Source organism: Streptomyces sp. NPDC048057 (assembly GCF_040653095.1).
In the GTDB taxonomy this organism is placed as follows: Bacteria; Actinomycetota; Actinomycetes; order Streptomycetales; family Streptomycetaceae; genus Streptomyces.
Genome location: NZ_JBEZNF010000007.1, coordinates 65,924 through 79,781 on the forward strand (window position 1 = coordinate 65,924; position 13,858 = coordinate 79,781).

At 66.5% G+C, this 13,858-nt stretch carries 8 protein-coding genes and 3 pseudogenes; 4 read left to right on the plus strand and 7 right to left on the minus strand.

Going from position 1 to position 13,858, the window contains the following annotated elements:
• Window positions 1–102: 102 nt before the first annotated feature.
• The 3 genes from AB0E05_RS09850 to AB0E05_RS09860 form a co-directional block, all read right to left on the minus strand.
• Complete coding sequence (locus AB0E05_RS09850) at window positions 103–3,309, minus strand: tetratricopeptide repeat protein (RefSeq protein ID WP_361961201.1); 3,207 nt, start codon at window positions 3,307–3,309, stop codon at window positions 103–105.
• Window positions 3,310–3,572: 263 nt separating this feature from the next.
• Window positions 3,573–4,412 (minus strand): alpha/beta hydrolase, encoded by an 840-nt coding sequence (locus AB0E05_RS09855; RefSeq protein ID WP_361961203.1) that lies wholly within the window; start codon window positions 4,410–4,412, stop codon window positions 3,573–3,575.
• Between the two features lie 27 nt (window positions 4,413–4,439).
• Window positions 4,440–5,018, minus strand: coding sequence for a TetR/AcrR family transcriptional regulator (locus AB0E05_RS09860; protein ID WP_361961205.1), 579 nt, complete (start codon window positions 5,016–5,018; stop codon window positions 4,440–4,442).
• Between the two features lie 64 nt (window positions 5,019–5,082).
• On the opposite strand from AB0E05_RS09860, the gene AB0E05_RS09865 reads away from it, so the two are divergent.
• Both AB0E05_RS09865 and AB0E05_RS09870 read left to right on the plus strand, forming a co-directional pair.
• The gene (locus AB0E05_RS09865) at window positions 5,083–6,144 is read left to right on the plus strand and encodes an NAD(P)-dependent alcohol dehydrogenase (protein ID WP_361961207.1); all 1,062 of its coding nucleotides are present in this window, start codon (window positions 5,083–5,085) and stop codon (window positions 6,142–6,144) included.
• A 184-nt stretch (window positions 6,145–6,328) separates the two neighbouring features.
• Window positions 6,329–6,484, plus strand: a pseudogene (locus AB0E05_RS09870) (DUF255 domain-containing protein); the annotation flags it as partial.
• A gap of 157 nt (window positions 6,485–6,641) precedes the next feature.
• On the opposite strand, the gene AB0E05_RS09875 reads toward AB0E05_RS09870, so the two are convergent.
• On the minus strand, window positions 6,642–7,208 hold the full coding sequence (locus tag AB0E05_RS09875; protein WP_361961209.1) for a Uma2 family endonuclease: 567 nt from the start codon (window positions 7,206–7,208) through the stop codon (window positions 6,642–6,644).
• 203 nt (window positions 7,209–7,411) lie between these two features.
• Between AB0E05_RS09875 and AB0E05_RS09880 the strand changes: the two are divergent.
• Window positions 7,412–7,664: pseudogene (locus tag AB0E05_RS09880) on the plus strand (IS110 family transposase); the annotation flags it as partial.
• 46 nt (window positions 7,665–7,710) lie between these two features.
• Here the strand turns inward: AB0E05_RS09880 and AB0E05_RS09885 are convergent.
• Window positions 7,711–8,024 (minus strand): annotated as a pseudogene (locus AB0E05_RS09885) (transposase); the annotation flags it as partial.
• 285 nt (window positions 8,025–8,309) lie between these two features.
• Between AB0E05_RS09885 and AB0E05_RS09890 the strand changes: the two are divergent.
• Window positions 8,310–9,656, plus strand: coding sequence for a DUF3825 domain-containing protein (locus AB0E05_RS09890; RefSeq protein ID WP_361961211.1), 1,347 nt, complete (start codon window positions 8,310–8,312; stop codon window positions 9,654–9,656).
• A gap of 196 nt (window positions 9,657–9,852) precedes the next feature.
• On the opposite strand, the gene AB0E05_RS09895 is transcribed toward AB0E05_RS09890, so the two are convergent.
• Together AB0E05_RS09895 and AB0E05_RS09900 are read right to left on the minus strand one after the other, a co-directional pair.
• Complete coding sequence (locus tag AB0E05_RS09895) at window positions 9,853–11,667, minus strand: UvrD-helicase domain-containing protein (RefSeq protein WP_361961213.1); 1,815 nt, start codon at window positions 11,665–11,667, stop codon at window positions 9,853–9,855.
• A complete protein-coding gene (locus AB0E05_RS09900) occupies window positions 11,664–13,799 on the minus strand; it encodes an ATP-dependent endonuclease (RefSeq protein WP_361961215.1) in 2,136 nt (711 codons plus the stop codon). Before AB0E05_RS09900 ends, AB0E05_RS09895 begins: the two co-directional genes overlap by 4 nt.
• Window positions 13,800–13,858: the final 59 nt, after the last annotated feature.

The window sequence follows — 13,858 nt, forward strand, 5'->3', positions numbered from 1 at the left end:
CGGTCGTGCCGTGAGGGGCGCTGGAGTCACCAGCGCCCCTACGAGCGCGTTCCCCGGGGCGTGCCGGGCGTCGCAGACCAGGCGGGACTCTCCGGACACGCCCTACGGCGTGGGGACGCCCATGACCTCACGGGCGTGGCGGTTGGGGACCAGGCCCAGGTGCCACGCCTGCCAGCCGTCCTCCAGCCGCACGCCCCGGTCCACCATCACCGCCAGCGCCTCCGCGCACTCCACCAGCTTCCCGTCGCGACTCGGGTGCACCTCGCCGGTCAGCCGGGACAGCTCCTCCTGCGCGACGACCGTGCCGACCTCCGTACCGCCGGGCGAGGCGTACGGCAGCAAGGTGCAGCGCAGGAAGCGGGCCCAGTCCCCGCCGCGGTCGTCCCGGTACGAGGCGAACAGCTCGACCGCCTCGTCGCACAGGGCGAGCGCCTGCGCCAGCCGGCCGTTCCCGGCGTCGACCAGCGCCAGCTCCAGACAGGTCCACGCCTCGCCGTGCGCCACCCCGATGCGGCGGAAGTCGGCGCGGGCGTCCACCAGGAGCTGGCGGGCGAAGCCGGAGTTGCGCAGATTGCCCGTCTGGGCGGCGCGCAGGTCGCGGGTGACCCGGCCCGAGTGGTGCCGGGCGCACGCCAGCCCGTACACGTCCCGCATCCGGGAGAACATGGTGCGCGCCCGCTCCAGCTCCCGCACCGCCTGGTCGAGGTCGCCGCGCTCCTCCAGCGCCTGCCCCAGGTAGTACAGCGTCCACGCCTCGCCGCGCGCGTCCTCGTTGTCGCGGTGGCGCGCCAGGGCCTCGCGGAGCCGGTCCACCGCGGGCCCCGCGTCCCCCTCGACCAGCCGCGCCCGCGCGAGCTGCGTCAGCGCCCACGCCTCGCCGCGCCCGTCGCGGGTCCGCCCGTACTGCTCCAGCGCGGTCGCCAGCTCCGTCTCGGCGCGCGGCACGTCGCCCATCCGCAGGCACACCTGGCCGAGCTGGAAGTGGGTCCACGCCTCGCCGTGCAGCGACTCGCCCTCCCGGTGCAGCTCCAGCGCCGTCGCCAGCAGGGTGAGCGCCTCCGCGAGGTTCGCCTGGTCGCGGCGGACCGCGGCGAGCGCGTGCAGCGACCAGGCGCGGTCCTCGGACTGCTCGTCGGAGGACTGGAGCGCGATCGCCTCGTTCAGCTTCACCGCCGCCTCGGTGAGGTTGCCCTGGTGGTGCAGGGTGATGCCGAGGGAACAGAGCGCGAGGGCGGTGCCGGCCTCGTTGTGGGCGTCGCGGTACAGCCCGACGACCGACGACAGCGTGGTGCGCGCCTTGTCCAGCTCGCCGAGCTGGCGCGCGGCGATGCCGGTGCGCAGTTGCACCGCCCGCTCCAGCAGCCCCTTGTCGACGGCCTGGGACAGCTCGCTGATCTCGCCGAGCCGGTACAGGTCGCCCCGCAGCAGGCAGTAGTCGGCCAGCGCGCCCAGCAGGTTGAGCACCGTCTGCTGGTTGACGCCCTCCGCGTACCGCAGGGCGGAGGTGATGAAGCTGGACTCGTCGTCGAGCCAGCGCAGCGCGGACTCCAGGGACGGGAAGCCGTGCGCGTCGAACTTCCCGGCCCGGGTGGACAGCTTGCCGTCGACCATGCGGATCACGGCGCCGGCGAGGTCCGCGTAGTTCTGGATCAGCCGCTCCTGCGCGGCGGTGCGCTCGGCGGCCTCCTCCTCGGCGAAGAGCCGGGCGCGGGCGAAGGTGCGCACCGACTCGTGGAGGCGGTAGCGGGACGAGCGCACCCGGTCGATCAGCCCGGCGTCCGCCAACTCCCGCAGCAGTCGCAGCGATTCCGTCTCGTCGGTGGCGAGCAGGGCCGCGGCGGCTGCGGCGCCCAGCGAGGCGCGGCCGGCCAGCGCGAGCCGGCGCAGCAGCCGTCGGCCCTGCTCCGGCAGGTCCGCGTAGCGCAGCGACAGCGCCCGCTCGACCGGGTCGAGCTGTTCGTACGCCGTGAGGTCGGCCGCGAGCCGGGTGGCGGTGCGCGTGCCCAGCGAGGTGCCGGCGACGCGCAGCGCCAGCGGCAGCCCGCCGCACAACTCGCTTACGCGCTCGGTGCCCTGGGCGTCGTACGGGACGTCCTCCGGGGCCGCCGAAACCGCGCGCAGCAGTTCCTCGGCGCCGGCGTCGTCGAGGGCGTCCACCGGCAGTTGGTGCACCCACGCGGGGATGTCGTCCGGCAGCTCCAGCTCCTCCCGCGCGGTCACCAGGACCAGGCTGTCGGAGCGCTCCGGCACCAGGGTGCGCACCTGGGCGGGGTCGTTGGCGTCGTCGAGCACCACCGTCACCGGCAGCCCCGTCAGGTGCTGGTGGTACAGCTCGGCGAGCCGGCGCACCTGCTGCTCGGCGGACGAACGCTCGCGGAAGAGCAGTTGCTCGCGGGGCGCGCCGAGGCGGTTCAGCAGGTGCAGCAGGGCGTCGCGGGTGGTCAGCGGGTGCCCGCTGTTGCCCCGCAGGTCGACCACGCACGCGCCCCGGAACTGGTCCTTCAGATGGTGCGCGGCGCGGACCGCCAGCGTGCTGCGGCCCGAGCCCTGCCGGCCGTACAGCACGACGACCGTCGGCTTCGTCTCGGTCGACACGCGGGCCGCGTGCACCCACTGCGCGATCTGGTTCATCGCCTCCCGCCGCCCCGCGAACGGCCCCTTGGGCTCTGGCAGGTGCCCGAACGACTGCTCCAGCACGGAGCGACGTCGGGCCGCGGCGCTGCGGTCGGTGACCCGCGGCCGGTCGGCGCCCTTCGCGGCCGAGCCGGTACGCCCGCGGGCGCTGGCCGCAGCGAGCATCCGCTGCTGGTCCAAGAAGGGCCGGATGCCCCGCACCTCCAGCGCCGTGAGCCACTGGAGCCGCAACTGCTCGGGGCCGCCCGGCTGACCGAGGGCGCCCGCCGTGCGGTGCGCGGCGGGCCAGTGGGACGCGGTGACCTTGAGGACCGTGGCCGCGGCGCCGGCCACCGCGACGACCGCCCCCGCGCCGAGCGCGGTGGCGGTGGAGGTGTCGAGGGCGAGGTCGGCGCCGACGGCGGCGAGCGCGGAGACTCCGGTCACCAGCGCGGGCGCCGACAGGTTCCGCCAGGCGAACCGGGCGGCGAGCGGCGTCCGCGCGGCCTCCGCCTGCGCCGACGCCTGCTCGTACGCCGCGTACTCCTCGCCGGCCGACTCGGCCATGGAGTCGAGGGCGGACCGGGCGCGGGCGAGCAGGGTGCCGGTGTCCGTCTGCCCTCCGGTCCGTCGCGCCTCTTCCTCCACAGCGCGTACCAACAGCCGCTCAGCTTCCGTCCGATGGGTGTCCCGCACGGCAGCCCCCTCCCGTGATCCGTTACGTGTGACGGTCCGGGCCGTGCGGCGACCGGTGCAGCGGAGAACCCGTACGTCGAACGAGGAACGGGCGCGCAGGACAGCGCTGTCCTGCGCGCCACGCCGCGCGACGGGAGGGGACCGGGAGACCACGGGGCCCGAACCTGGGGACCCGTCGGTCTGACGAGAGATCGGGCCCCGTTACCCGCCCTACCCGTTTACGTCATGCCCACGCCTAGGGCGTGTCTTGTGGGTCGGGCCGGTCACGACGTCCGGTGGACGAAGTCCGCGATGTGCCCGGCCAGCTCGGCCGGCTGGTCCTCGGGGATGAGGGTGTAGCAGTCGGGGATCTCCACGTGCCGCGAGTCGGGGAGGAGTTCGGCCAGCCGTCGGCCGTGCTCGGGCGGCATGACCTTGTCCTCCGCGGCCCAGGCGACGAGCGCGGGCCCCTCGAACTCGCTGAGCTTCTCTGCCCACCGCAGCAGTTCGTTCTTGGGCGGCACGCTCAGGATGTACTTACGCAGGTCACGCCGGACGTCGGGGGAGTTCCACACCGGCCGGAACCAGTTGTCCATGACGTCGTGGTCCACGGGGCGCTTGCTCATCCAGCCCCACGTCAACGGCGTCCGCCGCATGGACCGGAGCTTCAACAGCGCGAACGCGGCGGAGAGTCCGCCGGGCATCTTCGCCGCGAGGACGAGATTGCTGCCGGGCAGCCCGGGCGGGAAGTTGTCGAACGCCTCGCACGAGGTGATGACCAGCCGTCCGATGCGCTCCGTACGACCGTCGGCGACGAGCGCCTGCGCTCCTCCCCAGTCGTTCATCGCCAGGGTCACCTCGCGCAGGTCGAGGCGCTCAAGGAACTCGTCGACCAGTCGGGCCACCCCGAGGACGGACAGGTCGGCGTCGGGCTTCATGGGCTTGCGGTGCCCGCCCAGCGGAAGCGTGGGCACCACGCAGCGGAAGTCCGTTCGCAGCTCGGCGACGACCTTCCGCCACAGCGAGCCGTCCATGGCGACTCCGTGTAAGAGCACCAGCACCGGGCCGTTGCCGCCGGTGTCCTCGTACGCGACGGTTCCGGCAGAGAGTTCCACCTCGGGCATCCAGCGACTCCTTCTCGGGCGGCGGGTTCAGTGATCGGACGCCCGTTCGGCGCGGGCGAGGGTCCGGTCGATGACGTCGGTGAGGAACGCGGGCGTCACCGCTTCGCCCTCGTACGTCGCCCGGACGAGGACCGCCCCGACGAGCATCGCGAGGCAGGGCTCGACGGCGTCGGGCCGGAGGTGGGCGGTGAGGACCCCGCGGACTGCGGCGGTGGCGGTCTCGTACAGCCGGTGCTGGAGGTCGCGTGCGCCTTCGTCGTGGCCGGCGCGTTCGATGACGCCCGCCATCAAGCGGTCGTACCGACGCTCCGACAGCGTCTGCGCGAGCGCGCCCAGGGCGGTGTGGAGGTCCTCGTGGAGATCTCCGCTGACCGGTGGGTGGGTGGCGTCCTCGCAGATCAGGGCGATCGCATCCCGCACGAGGTCGACGGACGTGGGCCAGTGTGCGTAGATCGTGGCCTTCGAGTACCCCGCCCGTCGCGCGACCTCCGCGTGCGTCGTCGCCCCCCAGCCGTCTTCCAGCAGCGATGCGGCGCTGGCACTGATCACATCGCGCCGGGTGCGCGCCACACGCGGATCCCCGGACTCACTGGACGACTTCGCCATACCTCGAGGATAGCTCCTTCTGATCCAGGAGCCCACTATTGAACATCTCGTACAGTACTGGTCTATGAGTCAAAAACCAGACGAGGCGTCGGCCTCGGACTCCGGGGCGCGTCCGGTGCCCCGGACCCAGCAGGCGATCGTGCAACTCCGGTACGGAGCGGTCCGCGACGTCCTCGCACTGGCCGAAGCGGTCCCCGTCCGCGCCCCCGGCCCCCAGGAGGTGCAGATCCACGTCCGGGCGGCATCGCTCAACCCCATCGACTGGCAGACGATCGAGGGAAACCGACGCCTCATCGCCCGCCGCTGCTTCCCGTTCACACCGCTGTTCGACCTCGCCGGCGTCGTCACCGAGGTCGGCCACGGGGTCACGTCCTTCCGTACGGGCGACCGGGTGCACGCCGACAACGAGGTCCACGGAGGCGGCGCGTCGCAGTACGCCAACATCCCCGCGAGGCTGCTCGCCCACGTGCCGGCGGAGCTGGACTTCGCCGAATCCGCCGCGCTCCCGCTGGCCGCGCAGACCGCGATGACCTGCCTGGACCGCGGCCGGGTCGCGGCCGGAACGCGAGTCGCGGTGATCGGGGCGTCCGGCGGCGTCGGCCACTTCGTCGTCCAACTCGCCCGCGCGGCCGGGGCCCACGTGGTGGGCGTCGCCAGCGCGCGGAACCACGAGTTCGTCCGGTCCATGGGGGCGGACGAGGCCATCGACAGGCACGAGACCGACCTGTCCGCCAGCTTCGGCGCGGACTCGTTCGACGTGGTGATCGACTGCGTCGGCGGTCGCGAACAGTGGACCCGCGCGCAGCACGTCCTGCGGCCGGGCGGACGGTTCGTCACCATCGCCCGCGACGAGGACGGCGTGGTCACCCCCGCCTCCGCGGCCCGACTCCTGTCGACGATCACCGCCCGCAGGCTGCGCGGCGCGGGACCGCGGGGAAGGAAGTACGTCCCCGTCTTCCTCAAGGCGTCCGGAGACCTCCAGCGCCGCGTGAACGCCCTGGCCGAGACCGGCCAACTCCGCGCGCACCTCTCGCGCACCTTCCCGCTGACGCTGGAGGGCGTGCACGCGGCGGTCGAGGAGAGCCGCGCGGGACGGACCGTCGGAAAGCTGGTGCTCCTGCGGTGACACCCGACTCCCCGGCCCCGGGTTCGCTATGTCGGGTCGCCCGAACCGGAGGAACCCTGGGAAAGCCGACCATCAAGGGAAGGCGCCACTCGCCTCGTGACGGCCCACGCGTGGATTCGGCCGAGCGAGGCGGGCTCGTGCGGGTTTCGCTGGCCGCGTCAGGCGTTGTGAGAGGCTGGCTCGCATGAACCGGCTGGCTGGTGCGACCTCGCCTTATCTCCTTCAGCACGCTGACAATCCGGTGGACTGGTGGCCCTGGACGCCGGAGGCGTTCGAGGAGGCGCGGCGGCGCAACGTGCCCGTGCTGCTGTCGGTCGGCTACTCCGCATGTCACTGGTGCCAGTGACTTAACACAACCAGGTAGTCCTGACCTGGGATGTTTCCAAGGAGTGCTGGCGCGGACACGTACGATGAGGGTCTCGGGACGTAGGCGCCTGAGGTGAAGACCAGTTGGCCCGCCTCGCCCGAGACCGGCCAGCCATCGTCCGGGGGACGAGTCAGATCGTGCTGAGGTCGATCTCGACTGCGAACGGAGCGGCCGTCCTGATCGTGCCCGTGAACACGTCCGCGTCGCGGTAGGACCGGCTCGCGGGATCAAGGACGTAGGTGTAGACGAGAGGGACGCCGTTGGCGGTCTGCTCGATCCGCCAGTAGAAGGCGATGCCGGCTTGGGCGTACTGATCCACCTTCACGATGCGGTCAGTGGTCTCCGAGCCCGGTGACACGACCTCGACGACCAGGAGGACGTGTTCCGGGCGGGTGGGCGTGATGTCGATGGTCTCGGCCCGGTAGACCACGACATCGGGCCGCCGGTTGGCGAGTGGCACGTCCTGCAACCGGACATCGAAGTCCGTGTCGGCGTTCCAGTCCGGACCAGCGGCCGTATCCAGGGTGTTCGCCAGGATCCGGGCCAGGCGGTTGTGCCGCTTGGAGGCACTCGGGCTCACGACGACCATCCCGTCCACGATCTCGATACCCGCACACTGCTCCTCGGACCAGGAGTCGTACTCGTCCACGGTGATCTGGTGGTGCATCCACTCGGGAGCGACCATCTCGGCGGTCATCGGCGTACCTCCTCGGGACTCGACGGGCTCGGTGCTGCTCGGCCCAGCGTACTGTTCTGCGGCTCGGGGACGCTGCTCTTGCCAGGCCTTGATGTCGGGCTGGCTTGCACGAGCATCGCTGTGCTGCCGGTCTTGCAGCAGCTGCTCCAGGTGGAGCCAGCAGGCCTGCCCGGATCCTCTCGACATCGGCGACGCGAGCGCTTTTCTCGAGCGCCGGACATCTCGCGGCCTACGCCGGCCTCGGCTCCGTCATCTGCGGCGAGCACCCCTCTCGGCGCGGCAGCAAGCGGCTCAAACGGGCCTTCTACCTCGTGGCGTTCGCAACCGGAGTCACAGGCCTACTATGACCGGAAACGCCGCGAGGGAAAGCACCACGTCGCCGCCCTCGTCGCCCTCCCGAGCCGCCGCATTAACGTCCTGTTCGCCATGCTCAGAGACGGCACCCTCTACCAGCCCCTACCGCCGCCACTGCTTGACAAAGACCATAAGGGCACCCTTTCGCGCGCACGTGGGAGGCGTCCACGCGCGTCCAGTCAATCCGTTGGGCTGCGTTCAACTCGGCGAGCAGTAGCCGGTGGACCTGGTCGAACACTCCGGCGTCGTGCCACCGGCACAGCCGGCGCCAGCACGTCTGCCGAAGCCCAGCTCCGGTGGAAGCTGCTGCCAGGTGATGCCGGTGAACAGTACGAACAGGACGCCTTGTAGGCACAACCGGTCGTCCACCGGCCGAGGCCCCGGGGACCGCTCCGGCCACGGCGGAAGCACCGGCTCGATCAGCGCCCACAACTCGTCATCGACCATCCACGGTGCACTCACGCCACCACCAACGGACGAATCGTCACACCGGATACGGCCCACCAGCCCACATCCACGAGATCGTGTTACAAGAAGAACCCGGATCACGACGGGACGTGACACGTGATGCCGCATGGTGCTGAACCTGCAGGTCAGCGCGGCAGGTTCCGTGATCCACCATGCAACCGTTCGATCCATCCCGTCCGCTCGCGCGGTGCTCACACATTCCCGTCTGCACCGGCGAGATCCTGGATACATTGCTCGATGCCTCGATGTGAGACCCCCAAACCTGAGGAGGTAACCCCAATGCCGCACGAATCGGGCCGCCCGACGCCCGCCAACATGCCCCACCGATCGGCCGATGCGAGCACAGCCCAATCACCGCGGATCACTCCCCACCCTGTGGCCCCCGCATCGAACGACCAGGCCGGTTCGACGGGCGCGGTCGTTGAATGGTGGAATTCCATCCGCGGCTTTGGGATGGTGAGACTCAACTCTTCCAATGAGACAGCATTTGTGCATATTTCAACCCTCCCCGGTCGAGGATACCGATGTCTAGTGGAAGGGGAGAAGGTACTGGTATCAACGGAACCCGATCCAACTACTGGAAAGACCCGCGTGGCAAACCTGGAATTTCCAGCCGATCGGCAGTATGGAACCGTCCAGGAGTTTGACCATTTGAAGGGGTTCGGCTACATCGTCGACGCCGATACGGGAAATTCATCCTTCGTTCACCACACCGAGATCCTTCGCCCCAGCTCAACTCGCGCCACGCTCTCAACCGGAGAGAAGGTGGAATTCGAGATCGAGCCCGGCGCCAAGGGCCCAGTGGCGAAGCGCGTCAAACGCCTGGACCCGAGAGAGCCTCTGCAGCGATTCGTCCGCATGCCTGCGGCATCATGGCAAGACCTTGCGAACCTGGCAGAGGGTGAAGCATGGATTATGAACAGCCCGGACGAAGATGACGAGCTGCTCGACGACACCGAAGGCAGTGGCACCTCACCAGCGGATCTACCGATCCTTCGCAGTTACATCCAGCACACCTTCGCGCGCCTGCTGGATCAGGGAAAGATAGCGTATGGGGAGACAACGGACGGCAAGCGAGCGGGTTTCAATACCGGCCTGGTGACCCAAAATCAGGAGGAGATCTACGGGATCCTCGCAGAGAAGTCGGACGAGGACGGGTACCCGTGGCGCCACCAAGGGTGGATGAAGGAGTCCGACGGGCGACTTGCCGGACTGTTTTCACCACGCCCCGCCAGGGCCACCTATTGGTCAGATCCGTCGGTCCTCTTTTACGATCCGCGCCTTCCGCTGATTCTGGATTGGGACCATTTCGTCAAGGACAACATCTCGCGATACCCCTCGGATCTACGCGATCAAGCAATGGCCCTAATGCTCACTCGATCAGCGATTGACCGTGCTGTCGAGCGAGTTGCCCGCAACTACAAGGCAGCGGTTCCGCAGTTCCACAGAGGTGAGGTCCAACTGCTTCTACCGCTCGCATTGCGTGGCACCGCAGAAGCGCAGCTGGCGCTGGTGGTCCGGCGAGTGGGCGACGAATATCACGGCGAGACCGTTCTTGCGCTTGCGGCGGCCCTCAAGAACGCTCGCCTCCTGGCACGGCCCGACCGGGACTGGCTGAACCCTTAATCCGAAAATCCATCCCTCGCCGATCGTCGAGGGATGGAATGAGAGCCTATGCTCGGTAGGGCAGAACTCTACTTTGAGCCCATTCTCGGAAGTACTGAGGGCGAGGCGGCCGGGCTTGGCCCCGGGCGCGCAGTCCGAGGCTGTGGTGTCTGCCACTCCACCGGTCGGCCTTCTTCCCGTTTCGGGAAGAAGGCCCTCATCGAGTGGATCCTGAACTGGCTTCGCCTGGGCGGCTGATCCGAGGAGAGCCGTCAGCGGAGTAGGCGACCGCAACGATGTTGAGTGGACCGACCCACTCCTCCATGGTCTTCAGAGCTTCCTTAGGGAGCTCCGTGGTGAAGAGCAGGGCTAGGTTCTCTTGAGCGCGCGAGCACGCAACGTAGAAGAGATTTCGCGACCGCTCGAACCTCTTGCGATCCTCATCGTTGAGCAATTGACGGCGAGAGAAGTCAGCCAGCATCTTCGGAAAGTTGTACAGGGACCAGCCACCGAACACAGCCAGTACGGATGGGTATTCCTCGCCCTTGACGCCATGCTGGGTGGAGAACGGTGTCTTTTCGTCCACGTATTCGCGGAGAGCTATGATCTGGCGATACTGGACTTCTCGGAGTTTTCCGTACTCGACGATCCGCCTCGGCTCTGACGGCACCTGTCCGGGCTCCAGAACGCTCAGCGCTTCCGCCCACTTCCGTTGACGGTCGTGAACTGCCCGGGGAGGGGAGAAGTAGCTCTGCTGCAGCACGATATCCAGGACATCTCCGACCGTGCCGCTGTTACGGGCCTCGTCGAGGCGATGGAAAAGTTCTGCCCAGCCGGTTTTATCGCGGCGATCTTTCATGCGAGGGCGAGAGCGCTTAAGAGCGTCGAATACCGGGCCGTACCGTTTATTGCGAAAATACTCGCAGGCCGGCTCCAGGGTTTCCAGCAGGAAAGCCACTACCTCGTCCTGTTTGCGGACGTAGTCGTCATTATATCGGAAGACATCATTTATATTGCCGAAGCCTAGCTCGCCAGCGATTGACGAATGGGTGAGCATAAGGGTCTTCAGTGGTTCGTTCTGGGGGGTCAGATTTCGCAGCCGGGCGTCCTCTGTGACGAGGCGAAGAGTTTCCTTCAAAGTTATGTCAGGGATCTGCCCCTTCTTCGAACGCGACTCTCTAGGGCCGGTCCAGGAATTCGTGTGATAGACCACGACAGAGCCGGTCTTGCGATCAGGGACTGGAGCTTGGGGAAGTTCGGGCCGCATGTGGTTAAGCAGGCTCACGACGGTCGGGCTGGAGCGCCAGTTCGCTCGTTTGTCGATCGCAGTCACCGGAAGGTGGTCTATCGTTCCGCAGGTTCGATCGTAGATCTGCTGCCAGTGGTCCCCGAAGAATCCGTAAGTTGACCCAGTGGGCTGGGTCGCAGTATCGCCGATCATGGCTTCCGCCAAACCGGCGGGAGTGTCCTGATATTCGTCGATGAAGATGATTGGAAACCTATCGGCAACAAGCGACCGGAATTTCTTCCGCTCAAAGAGCCTGATGGCGAGAGCTGGGACATCGTCGTGATGGAGCCGGACGACGCCGTCCCTAATGCGGCGAAAGCCCAGATCATAGCTGATCGAGAAGCCGTCTATGGGGCCTTCTTCGGCCAACAATCGATCCCAACTAGGAAGCGTGCTGATCTCTTGAGCAAGTGTTTTTTGAAATCCGGAAATAATCTCCCACAGAAAGCCGTGGATCGTTCCAGCAAAAACATGGGAACTGGCGTCGGTGCGGCTTATGATCTCATCGCGGGCGACGTTGGTATAGGTGACGCATGCTACTTGTTGGCCATCTTGTGGCAAGTATTCCGAACGGTTTTCTAGGATGTGCCGAAGCGTGTCGATCAGCGAGTGGGTCTTGCCTGCACCAGCGCCGGCCTCCAACTTGAAATTGCGGCGACTGTCCAGGGAAGCGAGAATCTGCCGCAGCGCATGCTGGCTTTCGTGGTCCGCCGTGGCACCTTCTAGGAAGGTGGAGGTCTTCATCGCACTGCCACCTGGCTTTCCGGCGGTGTTTCACTGTGTTCGGCGTTGGGCTCCGGCACGTTCGCCTCGGTCAGTGTCGGTTTCTGGCGAAGCAGCCATTCGAGACCGCGTCTGATGTAGCGTGGGATATTCCAATTCTCCTCCATGACGGCGAAGCGGAGGGCGAAGTTGCTTTTCTTCTGCCCCTTGGCCAGGTCTCTAGCCTCCTGCTCCTGCTCCGCAACGCTCATGGTTGCGAAATCTTCCAGGTTGAAGATTCCGGGGTTGGCCAGGATGAACGCATCCTCGAATGTTCGCCCGCACGCGCCGCCGGGAATTTCCGGCACCTGGTAGGCGAGCCCGCGTCGCTCGATCACGGGCATCTCTTGAGCGGCGAACTTTTCCAGTTCGGTGAGGGTGATTTTTTCGTTGTTGAACCACTTTTTGATCCCCTCGTTTGAGGTTGTGGTTCCTTCGGTCGCGCAGCAGCTTTTGAGCTTCTTGGAGGAGTCGGGCTTTACTGCGTCGAGGTCGGTGATGACGAGCGTCGGAAGCCCCAAGAAGTCCAGGAACGGATAGAAGAGGTGAGCGTAGGCGCCGCCGACCTCCATGACGGTGACGTACTGGCTCCCCAGGCTCCCTCCCCCTACCCCGCTGGCTTGGTCGAGCCTCGCGATTGCGGCGGGAATGAAGAGGCGTTCGCTCGTTCCCTCGATCAGGATGGCCTTGTCGGCGAAGAAGAGGTCGGCTCTCGTCAAGGTCAGGTACTTGTGCAGGAACTCCTTGCTCACTCCCGGGGCATCGGCAAGGTTCAGAACCTGTGAGCTAGTGGCGCCATCCGGCTCGCTGTGCTCATCCAGTCGGAAGTATCGAACTGCGGAAAACCCCACCCTGTTGGCGATATGAGCGGAGTGAGTAGTTACGAGGAATTGCGCGTTCCAGGAATTCGACTTCTGATCCGTGGCGGGGAAGTTCTTCTTGAATACCCCGAGCTGGTTAATGAAGATCTCCTGCATCTGGGGGTGCAGGTGCGCTTCGGGTTCCTCGATGAAGATCAAGTGGATACAGGACTGGTTGCGGTGGGCCGCGTAATCCCGATAGTAACTGAAGAGCGTAAGTAGGATTAGGAGGAGATTTCGAGACCCCAGGCCGCTGTACGACTCGGGTAGTTCGATTCCTGCCGATCCTGGGTACCTGATGCTCGTGAAGTTCGCCAGAAGACGTTTTGCGTCGAGGGTGGTCCGAGTGGAGAAATTTCGGTTCCCCAGGCCGGGATATCCGAAGTCGGAGACGGTGGGTGCCATCTTGTCGTACATGTCCTGGATTTTTCCATCCAGGTTGGAAAAGATCTCTCCCAAAGCGGCTTCCGCATCATCGGCGAAGTCCCTGAGGGGAGAGTTTTCATCTGCCTTCGATGCTCCGACGAAAAGCGATTCAAAGACCTTGCCGATCGGCTCCTTGGGTCGCTCCGTTTCGTCGTCGAGGCCGCGCTGCGCTTTCACGAAATCGACCTTGATTGCTCTGGCGACCTCGCTCATCGAAACCTGGCGGAAGTTCGTCGGATCGGCTGGGTCCACGGCCATGGCGGATCGCTCGAAGAGGTGAGGGATTCGAGGGCCTACCAGGGAGAGGAGGAGCGAATCACCCCAACCCTCTGCCAAGTCGTTTGGCCCGTCCCGAAAGAAATCTTTCATTGCGCCGGGCCTCAGTGCGTAGCGGACAGTCACAACCACTTCGGTGCAGTCCGGATCGAGGTCGACGATGAGCGAGCCGAGGGGGCCGTACTCAGTGGTCTCCTTGTCGTAGCTGATGAAGACGGTCAGCGAGATCTCTGGGAGCAGCTTTCGCGCGGCTTCCTCGTCTCCAGTGGTGAACGTCTTGTATGCCTGGGAGAACTCTGAGTACGCCTCTGTAGAGAAGTCCTCTACACGGAGCCTGATGTCGCCAGGGCGGAGGAACCTGCTCAGTACCTCCGCCAGTGACGTCTTTCCGGTGTTGTTCCGGCCCACACAGACGGTGACGTCCTTGTCGAAGGCGATGCTGACGTCCCGCAGAAGACGGAAGTTCTTGACGTCCGTCCTCGTGACCCTGGGCGGGCTCACCTTCGGTACGGACTGCGGCTGTTCGGAAGACTCTGGCTGACCTGCGCTCACGATCGCTCCTGTCAGGGCGCGCACTTGGGCCAAGACAGTAGCCTCGAAGCGGTCACCGT